The sequence below is a fragment of the Streptomyces sp. SCA2-17 genome (genome assembly GCF_044336695.1).
The window spans coordinates 5,158,229-5,176,427 of record NZ_CP117521.1 but is presented as its reverse complement, the minus strand read 5'-3'; the positions used below and the strand labels follow the sequence as shown (position 1 = coordinate 5,176,427).

The following is an 18,199-nucleotide window of genomic DNA, read 5'->3' as shown; positions in this document are numbered from 1 at the left end:
CTCAGCGGAGCGCAGCAATCACAGGAGCCGACGCCCACACCACGCCCTCCGGCACCGCCGCGGAGGGCCTTGCCGCCTCAACAATCCAAAGCACCCGCACCTCCCACCCGCCGCAACGGCGCGCAACCAACAACCACCATCCCGGCGGTGCCGAACCAGCCGAGCCTGTAGGGCACCGCCGGACACCACCGCGGTGGTTGCACACCGCCGCGGCGGAAGGAGCGTTGCCACCGCAACAGCGCAGGAGCCGACTCCCACACCACGTCCTCCGGCACCGCCGGACACCACCGCGGTGGTTGCTCGCCGCCGCGGCGGAAGCGACGTTGCCGCAGCAACAAGTGCGGGAGCCGAAGCCCGCACCACGTACCACCGGCACCGCCGGGCACCGCCGCAGCGGATACGGCCGCCAGGCCGTATCCGCCCCGCGCCCGCGCAAAGGCAAACGCGGTCGAGTTACAGGGCGGCCGCCGCGCGCGAGCGCGTCCGGCGGTGGGGCGCCCCGGAGGGAGCCCCTCATCCCCGAGCGTCCGCCGGACACGACGTACCGCACCGCAGCCACCCCGTGGTCCTCGACCGCATGATCAAGGCTAGGGGCGGATCGCCGCCCCGGTCGGGAAATACGCCCATACGTCACTCGTTTGACGCACCGTCACGCCCACAGCCATACCCGCCGGTTCCGCGCGACCGTATGGACCCGCCGCGAGCGATCAGGGTGCAGCACCCCGCCGAACGCACCCAGCCCCGGCACGTCCCGCTCCCCCAGCACCCGGACGTCGTCCAGCTCCGGCGAGACCTCGACGCTCCGCGCGCCCACGAGCACCAGCACCGGCCGCACCTGCACCAGGAACCCGCAGCCGCGCGAGAGGACGAGCGACGCCCGGGCCGCGTCGTGCCGGGCCTCGCGGACGTACGGCTGCGGATGCCGCTCGCGGTCCGTCCGCACCTCCGACACCCCGACCCGCACCCGCGCCCGAGCCGCCGGCCGTGAGGCGATGCCGAAGACCCCGCCGGGCCCGATCAGCAGGTGGGAGACGATCGCGTCCCCCGGCAGGACGATGGAGTGCACCACGTCCCAGCCGCCGCCCGCGAGCCCTTCGAGCGCCGCGCCGACGCACTGCTCGGCGCCCAGCGCCCGGCGCCACGCGTCCTCCACGGGCCGCCGCCCGAGCAGCCGGGCGAGCACGAGGCGAGCGCGGCCGGACGGCCCGGCAACGCCGGAGCCGTCAAGGCGAGCGCGGAGCGTCTCGCCGGGCCGGTTCGGCGCGAGGTCGTCGTCGGGCGGCAGGAACAGCCGCTCGGGGTCGAACTCCTTGCCGTTCGCGCTCCTCTTGCCGTCCGGCCGCTCCCGCACGCAGACCACCCCCTCCGCCATACTGCCGCAGAAGCGCGGGAACCAACCCGTCCGGCGGACCGTTCCCCTGACAGAGGCCCCGCGACATCCCCCCGATCGCGGGGCCTCGTCCATTCCCTCCCCGGCGCGCGCCCTTGGCCCGTCCGGCCGCGCCGCTTGGCCCGTCCGGCCGTATCCGGCCTCATCCGGCCCCATCGCGGCGACACCCGCCCCCGGTGCTTTACATCGTCAAACACCCCACGAATCATCCCTTTTGTCACATTAAATGCCGGGAAGGGATGGTCAGTGAGAGCACTCACCTTGTACGGAGCCCTGGGATCGCTGGTGCTCACCACGCTCGCCGTCGCCCCGGCCGACGCCATCGCCCCGGACCGCACCCACGCGCCCGGCGGCTACGCCGAAGCGCTCGGCGCGGAGGAAGCCGCCCGGGAAGCCGCCTCGGCGGGCATCCGCTTCGGCACGTGCCCCGAGGCGGAGGGCCTGCCCGAGCCCTTCGAGTGCGGCACCGTCTCCGTCCCGCTGGACTACGCCCACCCCCACGGCAAGCACATCAGCCTCACCGTCAGCCGCGGCCGCGCCACCGGCCCGGAGTCCGGCCGGCAGGGCGCGCTCGTCTACAACCCCGGCGGCCCGGGCGGCTCCGGCATGTTCTTCCCGCTGCTCGCCGCGATCCCGCAGTGGCAGAACCTGGCGAAGGCGTACGACTTCGTGGGCTACGCGCCCCGCGGCGTCGGCCGCTCCGCGCCCCTGTCGTGCGTGTCCCCCGCGAGCTTCGTGAAGGCCCCCACCGACGCGCCGGAGCACCCCTCCCCCGCGTACAAGCGCAAGAAGGTCGCCGAGGCGCGCGCCTACGCGCAGAGCTGCGCGCGCCTCGGCGGCTCCGATCTCCAGCACTTCACCAGCCTCAACAACGCCCGCGACCTGGACGTCCTGCGCGCCGCGCTCGGCGAGCGGCGGCTCACGTACATGGGGGCGTCCTACGGCACGTACTTCGGCGCGCTCTACGCCACGATGTTCCCGGGGCACGTGCGGCGCATGGTCTTCGACAGCGTGGTCGACCCCGACCCCAAGAAGATCTGGTACGGCAGCAACCTCAGCCAGTCCGCGGCGTTCGAGACCCGCTGGAGCGACTGGCGGCGCTGGGTCGCCCGGCACGACCGCGTCTACCACCTGGGGCGCACCGCGAAGCGGGTGCTCGCCTCCTACGAGCGCGCGAGCCGCCGGCTGGCCCGCAAGCCCGCGGGCAAGGTCGGCCCCGGGGAGCTCCAGGCCGCGTTCCTCCAGGTCGGCTACACCGACAGCTACTGGGCACGCAGCGCGAGCGCCCTCTCCGCCTACCTGCGGGGGGACGCGAAGTCGCTGCGCGCCCTCGCCGAGCCGGACGCGAACGGCGCGGTGGCCGCTGAGAACTCCAACGCCGTCTACACGGCCGTCGAGTGCAACGACGCGCGCTGGCCGCGCTCCTGGAAGAAGTGGGACCGCGACAACACGCGGCTCGCGCGGCGGGCGCCGTTCGAGACGTGGCAGAACGCGTGGATGAACCTGCCGTGCGCCTTCTGGAAGGCGCCGTCGCAGCGGCCGCTCGACGTGCGGGCGGCGCGCGGCGCGCTCCCGCCGACGCTGCTGCTGGCGGCGGAACGGGACGCGGCCACGCCGTACTCGGGCGCGCTGGAGCTGCGGCGGCGATTGGCCGGCTCGGCGCTGGTGACCGAGCGGGGCGCGGGCACGCACGGCATCGGCGGCGGCCCGAACACCTGCGTGAACCGCCACCTGGAGAACTACCTGCTGAACGGCGCGGTCCCGGCCCACGACGCGTCGTGCGCTCCGCGCCGGGAACCGACGGCGCGGGCGGGCAAGAACCCGGCCCACCGGCGGTAGCGCCTGGCCGGCGCGGCCCGATCCGGTCTACGGCCCCGCGGGGCACCGCCGGGGGCCACGGCCCGTACGGCACCGCCGACCACCTACGACATGGTTTCTCGCCGCTGCGGCGGAAGAAAGATGCCGCTGCAACGGCGAGAAGCCGGTACAGGACTACGCCAGCCCCGCCACCAGGTCCGCGACCGCCTTGCGGCGGCCCGTGTAGAACGGGACCTCCTCGCGGACGTGCATGCGGGCCTCGGACGCGCGCAGGTGGCGCATGAGGTCGACGATGCGGTGCAGGTCGTTCGCCTCGAAGGCGAGGATCCACTCGTAGTCGCCCAGGGAGAACGAGGCGACCGTGTTCGCCCGGACGTCCGGGTAGCCGCGGGCCATCTTGCCGTGGTCGGCGAGCATGCGGCGGCGGTCCTCGTCGGGCAGCAGGTACCAGTCGTAGGAGCGGACGAAGGGGTAGACGCTGACGTAGTCGCGCGGGGTCTCGTCGGCGAGGAACGCCGGGATGTGCGACTTGTTGAACTCGGCGGGGCGGTGCAGCGCCATGTTGGACCACACCGGCTCCAGCGCACGGCCGAGCTTCGTCCGCCGGAAGAGGCTGTACGCGTCCTGGAGGGCGTCCGAGGTCTCGGAGTGCCACCAGATCATGACGTCGGCGTCGGCGCGCAGCCCGGAGAGGTCGTACGTGCCGCGCACGGTGACGTCCTTCTGCGCGAGCTGCGCGAACAGCTCCTCGACCTCGTCGGCCCAGCCGGCCCGGTCCTGCGGCAGGACGTCGCGGAGCTTGAACACCGACCAGAGGGTGTAGCGGATGACCTCGTTGAGGTCCTTGGCCTTCTTGCCGGCGTTCGGGATCTTCTGCGCGTCGTCAGTCATGGTTCCTATTCTCCCCTGCCGTCCCCGGCGCCCTCGGCCAGGGTGGCGAGTACGGCGAGTACGGCGTCGGCGGCCCGGTGGGCGCTGGAGACGCAGGCGGGGATGCCCACGCCGTCGTAGACGGCGCCGCACACGGCCAGGCCGGGCACGCGGCCGACGGCCTCGCGGATGCGGGCGACGCGGTCCAGGTGCCCCACGGGGTACTGCGGCAGGCCGCCGTCCCAGCGGGTGACGCGCGTCTCGACCGGGGCGGCCGCGAGGCCCACCGCGTCGCCGAGGTCCTTGAGCGAGGCCGCCACCAGCTCGGCGTCCTCGCGTTGCAGGAAGGCCTCGTCGCCGTACCGGCCGATGGAGGTCCGCAGGACGAACAGCCCGGGGCCGGCGTCGGCGTTCCAGCGCCATTTGTTGCTGCTGAAGGTGGAGGCCTTGATCGTCCGGCCGTCGACGGGCGGGACGAGGAAGCCGCTGCCGTGCAGCAGGCCCTCCACGTCGGAGCGCCGGAAGGCCATGGTGACCAGGGCCATCGAGGCGTACTCGACGGCGGCGAGCCCGTCGGCTGCCGCGGGCGCGGCGCCGCGCAGGAGCCGCGCGGCCTCGGCGGCGGGCGCGGCGAGGACGACGGCGCCGGCGGTCAGGGTCCGCTCGCCCGTGCGGACGGTCCATCCCGTGCCGTCGCGGCGGAGCTCGTCCGCGCGCGTACGGGTGAGGATCTCGCCGCCGGCGGCCCGTACGGCGTCCGCGACCGCGAGCGGCAGCCGTCCGACGCCGCCCTCGATGCCCATGAAGACGGGGCCGGTCTGCTGCCGGGCGGCGGCGCGGGCCTGGAGGTCGCGGACGCCTTCGCCGAGGGAGCGGTGGGCGCGGGCGGCCTCGAAGAGCGGCGGGGCGGCGGCGCGCAGGGAGATGCGGTAGGCGTCGCCCGCGTAGACGCCGCCGAGGAGCGGTTCGACCAGCCGGTCGACGACCTCGCGGCCCATGCGCTCGGCGACGTACGTGCCGATGGCGACGTCCTCGCCGGGGTCGGTGTGCGGCAGCTCGGCGTCCCGGGCGACGCGCGCGAGGCCGTCGGCGGACAGGATGCCGGAGGCGGCGAGCGGGGCGAGGTCGCCGGGGACGCCCATGGTGTGGCCGGTGGGGAGGGGGCGCAGCTCGCCGCGGGTCCAGAGCATGGCGGTCGCGGCGGGCGGCTGCAAGGAGTCGCCGAGCCCTGCGGCCCGGGCGAGCTCGACGGCTTCGGGGCGCCGGGCGAGCACCGACTCGGCGCCGAGGTCCACGGGCATGCCCGCGATCTCGCCCGCGTGGAGCTTGCCGCCGACGCGGTCGCTGCTCTCCAGGAGCGTGACGCGGACGCCCGCGCGCGCGAGCCGGAGGGCCGCGGCGAGGCCCGAGATCCCGCCGCCGATGACGACCGCACGCTGCCTGGAGGAGGCCGCCGCGGAGACGGCCGGGGAGTCCGCTGCACTCATGGGACCACTCTCTCAAACGGCCTCAAACGCCCCTCCGCCGCCCTCCGCCCACGCCCCGCCGCGCCTCCCGACCGACCGATCGGCCGGTTGCCCATTGACAGCGGCCGGAGGCAGCCCGAAGACTCGGCAGCGGCCGGCCAGGACAGCAGTTCAGGAACAGCAGTTCACACGGCGGCCCCGGTCGCGGGGCCCCGCGGGAGGAGTGCCATGAACGACCGCATCCGGGACGTCTACGTCGTCGACGCCGTGCGCACCCCGGTCGGCAAGTACGGCGGGGCGCTCGCCTCCGTGCGCCCCGACGACCTCGCCGCGCATGTCGTCCGCTCGGTCGTCGGCCGCAGCCCCGCGCTCGACCCGGCCCGGATCGACGACGTCGTCTTCGGCAACGCCAACGGTGCCGGCGAGGAGAACCGCAACGTGGGCCGGATGGCCGTGCTGCTGTCGGGGCTGCCGGTGACGGTGCCGGGCGTGACGGTCAACCGGCTGTGCGCCTCGGGCCTGGAGGCCGTCGTCCACGCGTACCGGACGATCGCCCTCGGCGACGCGTCGGTGGTCGTGGCGGGCGGCGTGGAGTCCATGACCCGCGCGCCCTACGTCCTGCCGAAGCCCGAGCGGGCCTTCCCCTCGGCCCACCAGGAGCTGTACTCGACCACGCTCGGCTGGCGGATGACCAACCCCGCGATGCCGGAGCGGTGGACGACGCCGCTGGGCGAGGGCGCCGAGCTGATCGCGGACAAGTACGGCATCACGCGCGAGCGGCAGGACGCCTACGCGCTGGCCAGCCACCGGAAGGCCGCGCGGGCGTGGGCGGAGGGCGCGTACGACGCCGAGGTCGTCCCGCTGCCGGGCGTGGAGCTGCCGCGGGACGAGACGATCCGCGACAACACCTCCCTGGAAGCCCTCGCCCGCCTGAAGCCGGCCTTCCGCAAGGACGGCGGCACGGTCACGGCGGGCAACGCCTCGCCCCTCAACGACGGCGCGGCGGCGCTGCTGCTGTGCGATGAGGAAGGGCTGCGCGAGACGGGCCGCGAGCCGCTCGCGCGGATCCGGGCGTCCGCGGCCACCGGCATCGAGCCGGAGCTCTACGGGCTCGGGCCCGTGGAGGCCGTGCGGCGCGTCCTCGCCAAGGCCGGGCGCTCCTTTGCGGACGTGACATATTTCGAGCTCAACGAGGCCTACGCGGCCCAGGTCCTGGGATGCTTCGAGGAGTGGCCGGACCTCGACACCGGGATCGTCAACCCCCGTGGCGGCGCGATCGCCATCGGCCACCCGCTGGGCTGCTCCGGAGCGCGCCTCGCGGGGTCGGTCGCCCACCAGCTCGCCGCGGCGGGCTCGGGCACGGGGCTGGCCGCACTGTGCATCGGCGTGGGGCAGGGGCAGGCACTGGTCCTCGAACGCTGAGGGCCGCGGTCCTCGAAAGCCGGGGGCCGCCCGCCCGGAATCGCGCGCACGCCGAGGACGCGTACGGCGCTCGCTCTCCGGGGAGGTTGCCCGCACATGCGTACCACCGTCGGCATCATCGGGGCCGGGCCGGCCGGCCTGCTGCTCGCGCGGCTGCTGCACCAAGCGGGCGTGGACTGCGTCGTCCTGGAGGCCCGCGACCGCGCGTACGTCGAGCGGCGGCAGCGCGCCGGGATCCTCGAACAGGGCTCGGTGGACGTCCTGCGGGCGTGCGGCGCGGGGGACCGCCTGGACCGCGAGGGGCTGACCCACCGCGGCTTCGAGCTGCGCTTCGAGGGCGAGGCGCACCGCGTGGACCTGCCGTCCCGGACCGGCGGCCGCACCGTGACGATCTATCCGCAGACCGAGGTGGTCAAGGACCTGATCGCCCTTCAGCTGGCGGGCGGGCCGCCGCTGCTGTTCGGCACGCGGGTGGTCGCCGTCGAGAAGGCCGACGGCGAGCAGCCGCTCGTCCGCTTCGTCCGGGGAGGGCAAGAGGGGCGGGGCGGCCAGGAGGGCACGCTGGAGTGCGAGTTCGTCGCGGGCTGCGACGGCTCGTACGGGGCCTCCCGCCGCGCCCTGCCCGCGGGTGCGGTGCGGATGCACGCGCGCACGTACCCGTACGCGTGGCTCGGCATCCTCGCGGACGTGCCGCCCTCCAGCGACGAGCTGCTGCTCGCCGGCCACGAGCGGGGCTTCGCGCTGCACAGCATGCGCTCCCCCACCGTCTCCCGGCTCTACCTCCAGGTGCCCGACGGCACCGACCCGCGCGACTGGCCGGACGACCGCATCTGGGACGAGCTGGACGTCCGGCTGGCCGCCGGGGACTGGCGGCTGCGGCGCGGCCCCGTCCTCTCCAAGTCGGTCAGCGGCCTGCGCAGCCAGGTGATCGAACCGATGCGGTACGGGCGGCTGCTGCTCGCCGGGGACGCGGCGCACATCGTGCCGCCGAGCGCCGGCAAGGGCCTCAACCTGGCCTTCGGGGACGTCGTCACCATGGCCCGGGCGTTCACGCACTGGCACCGCACCGGCTCGGCCGCGCTCCTCGACCGGTATTCGGACAACTGCCTGCGGCGCGTGTGGCAGGCGCAGTTCTTCTCGCACGAGCTGACGACGATGCTGCACGCGGCGCCGGGCGCCGACGCGTACGACCGCGCCATGCAGCTGGCGTGGCTGCGCCGGGTCACGGGCCCCACGGCGGCCGCGGCGGAACTGGCCGAGAACTACGCGGGCGCGCCGCTGGTCTGACCTGACGGCAGGCCGGGCGGGATCACCGGGGACGCCCCGGGGTAGGTCAGGGCCATGGCTCTTTCTGAACCCGCACCTCATCCCCCGCAGGAACAGACGCAGGAACAGACGCAGGAGCAGATACACCCCGCAGACGCCGGGGACAGCGCCTTCGCCGCCGCGCGAGCCGTCGCCCTCCGCGCCCCGCTCAGGCCGGCCGTACCCGTGCCCCTGCCCCTCGCGCCGGGGACCGCCGAGCTGACCGGCCCCGTCTTCGGGGCCGCCGACGTCGGGCCCCTCGACCACGACCTCACCCGGCAGCACCACGGCGAGCCGATCGGCGAGCGCATCGTCGTCGCCGGGCGGGTCACGGACCGCCGGGGCCGCCCCGTGCGCGGCCAGCTCGTGGAGGTGTGGCAGGCCAACGCCGCGGGCCGCTACGCCCACCCGCTCGACCGCCACCCCGCCCCGCTCGACCCCCACTTCACCGGCGCGGGCCGCTGTCTCACCGGCGACGACGGCCGCTACCGCTTCGTCACGATCCGGCCCGGCGCCTATCCGCTGGGCAGCCCGGACGACGCCTGGCGCGCCTCCCACCTGCACTTCTCGCTCTTCGGCACGGCGTTCACGCAGCGGCTCGTGACCCAGATGTACTTTCCCGGCGACCCGCTCCTGCCGGCCGACCTGATCCGGCGCACCGTCGGCGACGCGGCGGGCCGCGCCCGGCTGGTCAGCACTCTCGACCGCACGCTGGGCGAACCGGGCCGCTCCCTCGGCTACCGCTGGGACATCGTCCTGGACGGCCCGTCCGCCACCTGGACCGAGACCGGAGGGGCCCGCTGATGCTGCTGCCGCCGACCCCGTCCCAGACCATCGGCCCGTACTACGGCACCGCCCTGCCCTTCCCGGGCGGCGGCGACGCGGCCCCGGCCGGTCACCCCGCCGCCGTGACCCTGCACGGCCACGTCCGCGACGGGGAGGGCGCGCCCGTGTCCGACGCGCTCCTGGAGTTCTGGCAGGCCGCCCCGGACGGCTCGCTCACCGGCGCGCCGGGCAGCCTGCGCCGCGACGGGGCGACGTTCACCGGCTGGGCCCGCGTGCCCACAGACCGGGACGGGCACTACGTCCTGCGCACGCTGCGGCCGGGCGGCGCGCCGTACCTGGCCCTGTGCGTCCACGCGCGCGGGCTGAACCAGCACTTGTTCACCCGGGTGTACGTCACCGAGCCGCCGCCCGGAGGCGACGCCCTGCTGGCCGCGCTGCCGGCTGACCGGCGCGCCACACTGCTGGCGAGGCCCGAGGCCGGGCGGCGGGAGACGTACCGCTTCGATGTGAAGCTTCAGGGAGAAGGCGAGACGGTCTTCCTGGACTGGAGTGCAGGAGACTGACGGGAACTCACAAAGGGTTCCGGGACCGAGAGGAGCGGCGTATGGCCGCACAGCGGCTGGTGGTCGTCGGGGGCGACGCGGCAGGCATGTCCGCCGCGTCCCGGGCGCGCAGGCTCATGAAGCCGGACGAGCTGGAGATCGTCGCGTTCGAGCGCGGCCGGTTCACGTCGTATTCCGCGTGCGGCATCCCGTACTGGGCGGGCGGCGTGGTGGACGGCCCGGACGAGCTCGTCGCCCGGACGCCGGAGGAGCACCGCGCCCGCGGCATCGACGTACGGATGCGCACCGAGGTGACCGGGCTCGACCTCGACGGGCAGCACGTCCTCGTGCGTGACCTGGAGTCCGGGGAGGAGCGCCGGCACGGCTTCGACCAGCTCGTCCTCGCGACCGGCGCCCGCCCCGTCCGGCCGCCCCTGGAGGGCATCGACGCGCCGGGCGTGCACGGGGTGCAGACGCTCGACGACGGCCGGGCGCTCGTCGACGCGCTGGACGGCGGCGCGGCCGGCCGCAGGGCGGTGGTGGTCGGCGCGGGGTACATCGGCGTGGAGGCGGCGGAGGCACTCCACCGGCGCGGCTGGGCGGTGACGGTGATCGAGCGGTCCTCGCAGCCGATGGCGACCCTCGACCCCGACATGGGGGCGCTCGTGCGCGACGCCATGACCGGCATGGGCATCGAGGTGGTGACGGACACCGAGGTCACCGCCGTACGGACCGGCCCGGACGGCCGGGTCCGCGCCGTCGCCACGGCCGGCCGCGAACACCCTGCCGACGTGGTCGTCCTCGGTCTCGGTGTCCGCCCCGAGACGGTTCTGGCCCGGGAGGCGGGCCTGCCGCTGGGCGCGTCGGGCGGGCTGCTCACCGACCTGGCGATGCGGGTGCGCGGCCACGAGAACGTCTGGGCGGGTGGCGACTGCGTGGAGGTCCTCGACCTCGTCTCCGGCCGCACCCGTCACATCCCCCTCGGCACGCACGCCAACAAACACGGCCAGGTCATCGGCACCAACGTGGGCGGCGGCTACGCGACGTTCCCCGGCGTGGTGGGCACGGCCGTCAGCAAGGTCTGCGACCTGGAGATCGCCCGGACCGGCCTGCTGGAGGCCCAGGCGCGGGCCGAGGGCCTGCGCTACGTGACCGCCACCATCGAGTCCACGAGCCGCGCCGGCTACTACCCCGGGGCGCGCCCGATGACGGTGAAGATGCTCGCCGAGCGCGGCACGGGGCGGCTGCTGGGCGTGCAGATCGTCGGGCGCGAGGGCGCGGCGAAGCGGGTGGACGTCGCGGCGGTGGCCCTCACCGCACGCATGACGGTGGATCAGATGACCGCTCTGGACCTGGGGTACGCCCCGCCGTTCTCGCCCGTGTGGGACCCGGTGCTGGTGGCGGCCCGCAGGGCGGCGGCGGCCGTCAAGGACGCTTGAGAGGGCCTGGGGAGCGACCGGGGACGCAATGCGACACGCACGAAAGCCGGAAAATTCACCCGATTGTGCGTATGCCCGGACACTTGCGCATTCCGGAATTACGGCGTGATGCTGACGACAGGCCCCAAAGGGAGGCCTGAACTCCGGTCAGGACCGAGGTGAATCCCGTGGACGAGAAGAAGACCTACGAATCGCCCGAGCTCATCGAGATCGGCACCTTCGAAGAGGACACGCAGGGCTGGTGGGGCAATCGGTGGGACGGCTTCAACGGCTGGCGTGACTGGTAAGGGCGGGTAGCGGGATGTCCGGCCGCAGTGCGCGCTGGTTCGCGGTGCTGCCCGACAGCGAAGCCGGCAGCATGGCGGCCGGACTCCTGCGCCCCCTCGCCGCCCGGTCCGTCCACCATGCGTCGGGACGGCCGTGGCTGCTGGGCCACTGGAGCGCGGACGAGGTCGTGGTCGGCGAGGCGGGCAGTGCGAGGCTGGCGGTGATCGGGCAGTGCCCGGTCACCGCAAGCCGGTTGAACCGGCTGGCCGCGGGGCTCGGCACGGGCATGGCGCACCTGGACCGGATCGGCACGGTCCTGCCGGGAAGCTTCCACGCGGTGGCCGCGGCGGGCGGCAGGCTCCGGGTCCAGGGCAGCGCGTCGGGGCTCCGGAGGGTCTTCTTCACGCCGCTGGCGGGCACCGTGGTGGCGGCCGACCGTTCCGACGCCCTGGCCCGCCTGACCGGAAGCGGTCCGGACCGGCAGTGGCTCGCGGCCCGGCTGCTGGACCAGCCGGTGCCGCATCCGGCGGCCGACGCCCCGCCGTGGCAGGGGGTGCGGGCGGTGCCGCCGGGTCACTGCCTGCTGATCGAGGCCGACGGGCGCGGCCGCACCGCGCGCTGGTGGCATCCGCCCGAGCCGGAGCTGCCCCTGTCCCGGGGCGCCCCGCTCCTGCGCGACGCGCTGGCCACGGCGGTGGCGTTCCGCGTCGAAGCCGCGGAGGCCGCGGGAACAACGGGCCCCGGCCCCGGCATCGGCTGCGATCTGTCGGGCGGCCTGGACTCGACGTCGCTGTGCTTCCTGGCCCACCGGCACCGGCCCGGCCTGACCACGCTGACGTGCACCGGAGCCGACGAGAGCGACGACGACGCGGCGTGGGCCGACCTCGCCGCCCGCGACCTGCCCGGCGCCCGGCGCCTCGTCGTGACCCCCGGGCAGCGCCCTCCGCAGTTCGCGGACCTCCTGCACCCCGCCGGCACCGACGAGCCGAACCCGGGCCTGCGCGGCCAGGCCCAAGTGCTCGCGCTCGCCGGGCTCCTGGCGGCCGAGGGCTGCCGCGTACGGCTCAGCGGGCACGGCGGCGACGAGGTGGTGTGGGCCCGCCGCGCGTACCTCCACGACCTGGCGCGCAGCCACCCGCGCACCTGCTGGCGGCACGCTCGCGCCCACCGGATCCTGCGCCGCTGGTCCGGCCGCTCCGTCCTGGACATGCTGCGGGACCGCCGGGACTACGGCACGTGGCTCCGTGACCAGGCCGCGGCCCTCACCTCGCCGCCCGGCCGGGACGGCCCTTCCGGCTGGGGCCCGGACCTGCGCATGGTCCCGTGGGCCACGGCGGAAGCCGCCGAAGCGGCCCGCGTCCTGCTCGGCGTGGCCGCGGAGGACGCCCGGCCGCTCGCGGGCTCGCGCGGCCGGCACGAGGCCGTCGTGCTGGCGCAGACCGCCGGCCGCTGCTCCCGCATCGACGGACAGGTCGTCGCGGGCACCGGCCTGACCGCGGCCTACCCCTTCCTCGACGACCGCGTGCTGGAGGCGTGCCTGGCCGTGCGCCTGCACGAACGCACCACCCCCTGGCACTACAAGCCCCTGCTGACGGAGGCGATGCGCGGCATCGTCCCCGATGCCGTGCTGCGCCGCACGACCAAGGCGGACACGGACGCGGAGGTCTCCGCGGGGTTCCGCCGCCACCGCACGGAACTGCTCGCCCTGTGCGACGACCTCCTGCTCGCCCAGTACGGCCTGGCCGACGCCGCCCGGCTGCGGGCCGCCGTCGCCGAGGCGTGCGCCGAGGGCGTCGTACGCCCCGCGCTCGTACAGACCCTCGCCACCGAGGCGTGGCTGCGGGCGGCGGCGGGCGGCACGGGCAGGGCACGCGCCGCCGGCGTCGCGGGTTCGGGGACGTGGACGGTGCGGGCATGAGCGGCCCCGTCGTCCTCCCCCGGGGCCCGAAGCCGCCGCTGCGCGAGCGGGCCGCGGCACACGTGGCGATCGGCGCGGCCCGCCTGATCGCCCGCCTGCCGCCCCGTCACGTCCGCGCCCTGCTGGGCGCGCTGCGCACGGGGGCCGTCCCCGCGACGTACGACCAGGCGCTCGCCGCCCGCACCACGGTCACCGGCACCAGCCCGCACTGCGCCGGCCCGTACTGCGTGCCCCGCTCCCTGGCCACGGCGCTGCTCTGCCGGCTGCGCGGCACGTGGCCCACCTGGTGCACCGGGGTCCGCACGGGCCCCTTCGCCGCGCACGCCTGGGTCGAGGCCGGCGGGCGGCCTGTGGGCGAGCCGGCCGGCTCGGGCTGCTTCAGCACCCTGGTCTCGGTCCCGCCGCGGGAGCGCAAGGGGTAATCACCCGGACGGCAGTGCGCCCCGGGCAGGGATCCCGCCCGGGGCGCACTGGATGGTCCATCCACGTCCTGGGTCAGCGCCACTGCTTGATGCAGGCGCTGGGGACCCAGCCCCGGTGCCCGCCGTAGCTCAGGATGACCCAGCTGTTGTCCTTCTTCCCGCAGAGGTTGTAGGACTGGCCGCTGATGCCGGTGCCGGTCGGGTCGCAGCCGCGGCCGGACTTGCCCTTGGGGAGCAGGCCGACGGCTGTGGCGTTCAGCTTCCGGTCCGTGCGGATCTTCACGCTCTCCAGCGCCGTCAGGGTGTCGTAGCTACAGGACGCGGCGGCGGAGACGCGCGCGTCGGCCGCGGCGACGCCGCCGGTCAGGACGGCGCCGCCCGCGAGAACGGCGGCGGTGACGGCGGTGGCCGCCAACTTCCTTATGTGCATGGGGGTTCCCCGTCGTGGTAGGTAACGGTGATCACCACGCTATCCAGGCATGAGCATGACATGCAAAGCGACGCGTACACCCGTCGCTCTCCGGTTTTGACGCGAGCCGGACCGGCAGGTGTAATGAGCAACGTGGCGCGTGGCGCCGGCCAAAGAGAAGTGGGCCGGCCGGCAGCCGGGCGACCACCCGTAGTGCAGGGGTCCTTCCCGTGAATTCACCCTCCGCAGGCTGAGCCTGACGCAAGCGGCGCGCTCGTACGCGCACGCCCGGCGCTCTGTGCGCCCTTTTCTTCCTTGCCTCCGCTTCGCGCGGATCCCCATCTCCAGGAATGCGCACGCCCATTGACGGCGGCCGCGATCCTGCACTTCCCGGAAAGCCCACACGCATGTCTTCCTTCAACCAATCCGTCATCGACGAGTTCCGTGCCAACGGCGGAAAGGTCGGCGGCCCGTTCGAGGGCGGCGATCTGCTCCTGCTGACCACCACGGGCGCGAAGTCCGGCACGGAACACACCACGCCGCTCGGCTACGTCCGCCACGGCGGACTGCTGCTGGTCGTCGGCTCCAACATGGGCGCGCCCCGGCACCCCGACTGGTACCGGAACCTGCTGGCCCACCCGCTCGTCCAGGTGGAGATCGGGACCGAGCGGTACGGCGCGGTGGCGGTGCCCGCCGAAGGGGCGCGACGCGACCGGCTGTTCGCCCATGTGGTGAGCGCGGCGCCGGGGTACGGCGCGTACCAGGCGAACACCTCGCGCCGTCTGCCGGTCGTGGTCCTGGAGCGCACCGGCAGCACCGACGCGCCGCCGGTCAGGACGCTCGCCGACAAGGTCATGGAGGTCCACACCTGGCTGCGCGCCCAGCTGAAGCACGTACGCGCCGAGGTCGAAGCCCACTTCGCCGCCGCGCCGGGCGACGAACGGCGGATTCCGGGGCTGGGGTTGCAGATCCGGCAGCACTGCCTGGCGTTCTGCCAGTCGCTGGAGTTCCATCACGCCGGCGAGGACCAGCACTTGTTCCCCGCGATGGAGGCCCACCACCCGGAGCTCGGCGCCGCCTTCGAGCGACTTCGGGCCGAGCACCGGACCGTGGCGCGGTTGCAGCAGGAGCTGAGCGCGCTGCTGGCGGACATCGCGGGCGCCGACCCCGTACGCTTCCGCGCCGAGCTGGAGCGGATGTCGGAGGAGCTGACGGCGCACCTCGCCTACGAGGAGGAGATCCTGCTCCCGCCGCTCGCCGGGATCCCCTTCCCGCCCCGGGTCCTGTCCCGGCCGTCACCCGCCTGCTAGAAAGCCCGGGTGACTTCTTCCGACTCGTCGCGCCGCCGCTTCCTTTCAGGGGCGGCGGCCGCAGCCGGCGGCGCCCTGCTCGCCGCGGCACCCGAAGCCCGGGCCGAAACCCGTACCCGTACGCCCGCCCGTGTGCGCGTCCGGACCGGCACCTGGCCGCCGGGCCTGGAGGCCGCGGTCCGCCGCGCCATGCCGGACGCCGTCGACTACGCCCGCGCGGCCGGCCGGTGGCCCTACGGCGCGGTGCTCGTCGACGTCGCCGGCGGGAACGTCGTGACCGGGGCGAGCAACGACTCCGGCCACGACCCCACGGCGCACGCCGAGGTCGCCCTGCTGCGCAAGGCGGCCGCGGCGGGCCTGCACCTCCCGGACCACGCCGTGGTCACCACGGCCGAGCCGTGCGCGATGTGCGCGGGCGCGCTCCTGTGGAGCCAGGTGCGGGCCGTCGCCTACGGGACGTCCGTCGAGAAGCTCATCTCGTACGGGGTCCCGCAGATCGACATGTCCTTCGCCGAGATCGCCGGCAGGTCGCTCCTGCCGCGTCCCCCGGCGCTGGCCGGTGACGTCCGCTGCGACCTCACCGACCCCCTCTACCGCGACCTGATGCGATAGCCGGCCTCAGCCGGCAGATCAGCGGGCCGTGCGCTCGTGCACGTACTCCACGAGGCGCGTCAGCGCGTCCGGGTCCGTGTTCGGCAGGACGCCGTGGCCCAGGTTGAAGACGTGGCCCTCCAGTCCGGCCGCCGCGTCCAGCACCTCCTGGGCCTTCGTCTCGACCGCGCCGCGGCCCGCGAAGAGCACGGCCGGGTCGAGGTTGCCCTGGAGGGCCTTGCCCGGGCCGACGCGGCGGACGGCCTCGTCCAGCGGGACGCGCCAGTCGACGCCGACGACGTCCGCGCCGGCCTCGCCCATGAGGCCGAGGAGCTCGCCCGTGCCGACGCCGAAGTGGATGCGGGGCACGCCGTGGTGCGCGACCGCGTCGAAGACCTTGGCCGAGGCCGGCATCACGAAGTTGCGGTACTCGGCCGGGGCGAGGGCGCCCGCCCACGAGTCGAAGAGCTGGACGGCGGAGGCGCCGGCCCGGATCTGGACGTCCAGGAAGGCGGACGTGATGCCGGCCAGGCGGTCCACGAGGTCGGCCCAGAGCTCCGGGTCGCCGTACATCATGGCCTTGGTGTTCTCGTACGTGCGCGAGGGCCCGCCCTCGATGAGGTAGCTCGCCAGGGTGAACGGCGCGCCCGCGAAGCCGATCAGCGGGGTCGCACCGAGCTCGCCGGTGAGCTGGCGGACGGCCTCGGTCACGTAGGGCACGTCGGAGGCGTCGAGCGGGCGCAGGCGCTCCAGGTCAGCGCGGGTGCGGACCGGCTCGGCGACGACCGGGCCGACGCCCGGCTTGATGTCCAGGTCGATGCCGACGGCCTTGAGCGGCACCACGATGTCGCTGAAGAAGATCGCGGCGTCGACGCCGTGCCGGCGGACCGGCTGCAGGGTGATCTCGGTGACGAGGTCGGGCCGCATGCAGGAGTCGAGCATCGCGATGCCCTCGCGCACCTTGCGGTACTCGGGGAGCGAGCGGCCCGCCTGCCGCATGAACCAGACCGGAGTGTGGGGCACCGGCTCGCGCCGGCACGCCCTCAGGAACGCCGAGTCGTGTGCGGCGGTACGGCCTGTCTGCTGCTGGCTGCGCTCACTCATGCCCCAAATCTTCGCACGGGCCGAACGAGTGACCCGCCCGTGTGGGTGTCCTACCCGGAACCGCGCTTCGTTCCGCCTAGTCTTCCGGGCATGGCTGCGGCGCAGGGACACCTCTCGGACGGTCCGGACGACGCGGATGGGGAGGGCTCCCCGTCCGTCTTCCGGCAGGCGGTCGCCGGGCTGCAAGGGGTGCGCCTGCGGCCGGAGATCGAGCTCGACGCGACGCCGCCGCCCCAGCGGCTCGCCCCCTTCTCGTACGCGCTGGAGGCCGCGGTCGTCGTCGACGACCAGGAGCTGGCCGACGGCCGGCTGATCCTCCTGCACGACCCGGCCGGGCACGACGCCTGGGGCGGTACGTTCCGGCTCGTGACGCTGGTGCACGCGGACCTGGAGCCGGAGATGGCGGCGGACCCGCTGCTCCCCGAGGTCTGCTGGTCCTGGCTCACGGGCGCGCTGGAGGCGCGGCGCGTGCCGTACGCGGCGCCGAGCGGGACGGTCACGCGGGCCGGGTCCCACTACTTCGGGGGCCTCTCCGACCGGGAGCCGTCGACGCGGATCGAGATCCGGGCCTCCTGGTCGCCGGTCCCGCCGGCGGCGGCGAAGCCCGTACGGGCGGTCCGGGGCGGGAAGGGGGGCGGCGGCGGCCCCGCCGCGGAGCCGCCGGAGGAGGCGGGGGTGCCGGACACTGCGGCGCACCTTGCCGCGTGGTGCGACCTGCTGTGCCAGATCGCGGGCCTCCCCCCGGGCGGCGCCCCGGACGCGGGGGTGGTCACCCTCCCCCAACGGCGCGACCCCCAAAGCCGCCGCTAGGCCGCGGCGCGGCGCAGCCCGGTCAAGGATGCGCAGCATCCTTGAACCCGCCGCGACGGCGACCAGCCACAGCGGCGCTGTCCGGCGGTGCCGTACGAGCCGAGGCGGGCCCGGCACCGCCGAAGACGTCCACTTCGGCTGATCACCGCTGCGGCGGAAATGAAGGGCCGAGGCCCCTTCACCGGCGAACCGCAACGCCGAACCCGCGGCGGATCGAAAGGGCCAGGCCCCTTCACGGCCGACCCCAGCCGGCACAGGCCGGTCAAGGATGCCCCGCATCCTTGAACCCGCCGCGACGGCGACCAGCCGAAGCGGCGCTGTCCGGCGGTG

General features: G+C 74.9%; 17 protein-coding genes. 12 read left to right on the top strand and 5 right to left on the bottom strand.

Annotation, left to right across the window (positions count from 1 at the left end; all coding sequences use genetic code 11):
* Window positions 1-649 precede the first annotated feature (649 nt).
* Window positions 650-1,372, bottom strand: a complete 723-nt coding sequence (locus PS271_RS23345; RefSeq protein WP_398384329.1) for an NERD domain-containing protein — start codon at window positions 1,370-1,372, stop codon at window positions 650-652.
* Between the two features lie 264 nt (window positions 1,373-1,636).
* On the opposite strand from PS271_RS23345, the gene PS271_RS23340 reads away from it, so the two are divergent.
* Window positions 1,637-3,229: an alpha/beta hydrolase gene (locus PS271_RS23340; RefSeq protein WP_398384328.1), complete on the top strand. Its 1,593-nt coding sequence runs from the start codon at window positions 1,637-1,639 to the stop codon at window positions 3,227-3,229.
* A gap of 153 nt (window positions 3,230-3,382) precedes the next feature.
* Here the strand turns inward: PS271_RS23340 and hemQ are convergent, their stop codons facing one another.
* Together hemQ and hemG are read right to left on the bottom strand one after the other, a co-directional pair.
* On the bottom strand, window positions 3,383-4,099 hold the full coding sequence (hemQ, locus tag PS271_RS23335) for a hydrogen peroxide-dependent heme synthase (protein WP_398384327.1): 717 nt from the start codon (window positions 4,097-4,099) through the stop codon (window positions 3,383-3,385).
* Window positions 4,100-4,104: 5 nt separating this feature from the next.
* A complete protein-coding gene (hemG, locus tag PS271_RS23330) occupies window positions 4,105-5,565 on the bottom strand; it encodes a protoporphyrinogen oxidase (RefSeq protein ID WP_398384325.1) in 1,461 nt (486 codons plus the stop codon).
* A 207-nt stretch (window positions 5,566-5,772) separates the two neighbouring features.
* On the opposite strand from hemG, the gene PS271_RS23325 reads away from it, so the two are divergent.
* From PS271_RS23325 to PS271_RS23290, 8 genes are all read left to right on the top strand, one after another.
* Window positions 5,773-6,966 (top strand): thiolase family protein, encoded by a 1,194-nt coding sequence (locus PS271_RS23325; RefSeq protein WP_398384323.1) that lies wholly within the window; start codon window positions 5,773-5,775, stop codon window positions 6,964-6,966.
* A 96-nt stretch (window positions 6,967-7,062) separates the two neighbouring features.
* Window positions 7,063-8,253 (top strand): 4-hydroxybenzoate 3-monooxygenase, encoded by a 1,191-nt coding sequence (locus tag PS271_RS23320; protein ID WP_398384321.1) that lies wholly within the window; start codon window positions 7,063-7,065, stop codon window positions 8,251-8,253.
* A gap of 54 nt (window positions 8,254-8,307) precedes the next feature.
* Complete coding sequence (pcaH, locus tag PS271_RS23315) at window positions 8,308-9,075, top strand: protocatechuate 3,4-dioxygenase subunit beta (RefSeq protein ID WP_398384320.1); 768 nt, start codon at window positions 8,308-8,310, stop codon at window positions 9,073-9,075.
* The gene (gene pcaG, locus PS271_RS23310) at window positions 9,075-9,620 is read left to right on the top strand and encodes a protocatechuate 3,4-dioxygenase subunit alpha (RefSeq protein WP_398384318.1); all 546 of its coding nucleotides are present in this window, start codon (window positions 9,075-9,077) and stop codon (window positions 9,618-9,620) included. Before pcaH ends, pcaG begins: the two co-directional genes overlap by 1 nt.
* A 41-nt stretch (window positions 9,621-9,661) precedes the next feature.
* On the top strand, window positions 9,662-11,038 hold the full coding sequence (locus tag PS271_RS23305; RefSeq protein WP_398384317.1) for an FAD-dependent oxidoreductase: 1,377 nt from the start codon (window positions 9,662-9,664) through the stop codon (window positions 11,036-11,038).
* Between the two features lie 167 nt (window positions 11,039-11,205).
* A complete protein-coding gene (locus PS271_RS23300) occupies window positions 11,206-11,325 on the top strand; it encodes a keywimysin-related RiPP (RefSeq protein WP_398384315.1) in 120 nt (39 codons plus the stop codon).
* A gap of 14 nt (window positions 11,326-11,339) precedes the next feature.
* A complete protein-coding gene (locus PS271_RS23295) occupies window positions 11,340-13,223 on the top strand; it encodes an asparagine synthase-related protein (protein ID WP_398384313.1) in 1,884 nt (627 codons plus the stop codon).
* Complete coding sequence (locus tag PS271_RS23290; protein ID WP_398384311.1) at window positions 13,220-13,645, top strand: lasso peptide biosynthesis B2 protein; 426 nt, start codon at window positions 13,220-13,222, stop codon at window positions 13,643-13,645. Before PS271_RS23295 ends, PS271_RS23290 begins: the two co-directional genes overlap by 4 nt.
* Window positions 13,646-13,718: 73 nt before the next feature.
* On the opposite strand, the gene PS271_RS23285 is transcribed toward PS271_RS23290, so the two are convergent.
* Window positions 13,719-14,075: a hypothetical protein gene (locus tag PS271_RS23285; protein WP_398384310.1), complete on the bottom strand. Its 357-nt coding sequence runs from the start codon at window positions 14,073-14,075 to the stop codon at window positions 13,719-13,721.
* A 386-nt stretch (window positions 14,076-14,461) separates the two neighbouring features.
* Between PS271_RS23285 and PS271_RS23280 the strand changes: the two genes are divergently transcribed.
* Together PS271_RS23280 and PS271_RS23275 are read left to right on the top strand one after the other, a co-directional pair.
* Complete coding sequence (locus tag PS271_RS23280) at window positions 14,462-15,364, top strand: nitroreductase/quinone reductase family protein (protein ID WP_398384308.1); 903 nt, start codon at window positions 14,462-14,464, stop codon at window positions 15,362-15,364.
* Between the two features lie 9 nt (window positions 15,365-15,373).
* A complete protein-coding gene (locus PS271_RS23275) occupies window positions 15,374-15,976 on the top strand; it encodes a nucleoside deaminase (protein WP_398384307.1) in 603 nt (200 codons plus the stop codon).
* Window positions 15,977-15,994: 18 nt separating this feature from the next.
* Here the strand turns inward: PS271_RS23275 and hemE are convergent, their stop codons facing one another.
* The gene (hemE, locus tag PS271_RS23270; RefSeq protein ID WP_398384306.1) at window positions 15,995-17,059 is read right to left on the bottom strand and encodes a uroporphyrinogen decarboxylase; all 1,065 of its coding nucleotides are present in this window, start codon (window positions 17,057-17,059) and stop codon (window positions 15,995-15,997) included.
* A gap of 90 nt (window positions 17,060-17,149) precedes the next feature.
* Here hemE and PS271_RS23265 point away from each other — a divergent pair, with 90 nt between their 5' ends.
* Window positions 17,150-17,869, top strand: coding sequence for a DUF3000 domain-containing protein (locus PS271_RS23265; RefSeq protein WP_356273847.1), 720 nt, complete (start codon window positions 17,150-17,152; stop codon window positions 17,867-17,869).
* Window positions 17,870-18,199: the final 330 nt, after the last annotated feature.

Excerpts from the sequence above, each read along its gene's own strand:
- PS271_RS23345 (WP_398384329.1), bottom strand. The coding sequence starts at position 1,372 with ATGGCGGAGGGGGTGGTCTGCGTGCGGGAGCGGCCGGACGGCAAGAGG.
- hemQ (WP_398384327.1), bottom strand. The coding sequence starts at position 4,099 with ATGACTGACGACGCGCAGAAGATCCCGAACGCCGGCAAGAAGGCCAAG.
- hemG (WP_398384325.1), bottom strand. The coding sequence starts at position 5,565 with ATGAGTGCAGCGGACTCCCCGGCCGTCTCCGCGGCGGCCTCCTCCAGG.
- PS271_RS23325 (WP_398384323.1), top strand. The coding sequence starts at position 5,773 with ATGAACGACCGCATCCGGGACGTCTACGTCGTCGACGCCGTGCGCACC.
- PS271_RS23320 (WP_398384321.1), top strand. The coding sequence starts at position 7,063 with ATGCGTACCACCGTCGGCATCATCGGGGCCGGGCCGGCCGGCCTGCTG.
- pcaH (WP_398384320.1), top strand. The coding sequence starts at position 8,308 with ATGGCTCTTTCTGAACCCGCACCTCATCCCCCGCAGGAACAGACGCAG.
- pcaG (WP_398384318.1), top strand. The coding sequence starts at position 9,075 with ATGCTGCTGCCGCCGACCCCGTCCCAGACCATCGGCCCGTACTACGGC.
- PS271_RS23305 (WP_398384317.1), top strand. The coding sequence starts at position 9,662 with ATGGCCGCACAGCGGCTGGTGGTCGTCGGGGGCGACGCGGCAGGCATG.
- PS271_RS23295 (WP_398384313.1), top strand. The coding sequence starts at position 11,340 with ATGTCCGGCCGCAGTGCGCGCTGGTTCGCGGTGCTGCCCGACAGCGAA.
- PS271_RS23290 (WP_398384311.1), top strand. The coding sequence starts at position 13,220 with ATGAGCGGCCCCGTCGTCCTCCCCCGGGGCCCGAAGCCGCCGCTGCGC.
- PS271_RS23285 (WP_398384310.1), bottom strand. The coding sequence starts at position 14,075 with ATGCACATAAGGAAGTTGGCGGCCACCGCCGTCACCGCCGCCGTTCTC.
- PS271_RS23280 (WP_398384308.1), top strand. The coding sequence starts at position 14,462 with ATGTCTTCCTTCAACCAATCCGTCATCGACGAGTTCCGTGCCAACGGC.
- hemE (WP_398384306.1), bottom strand. The coding sequence starts at position 17,059 with ATGAGTGAGCGCAGCCAGCAGCAGACAGGCCGTACCGCCGCACACGAC.
- PS271_RS23265 (WP_356273847.1), top strand. The coding sequence starts at position 17,150 with ATGGCTGCGGCGCAGGGACACCTCTCGGACGGTCCGGACGACGCGGAT.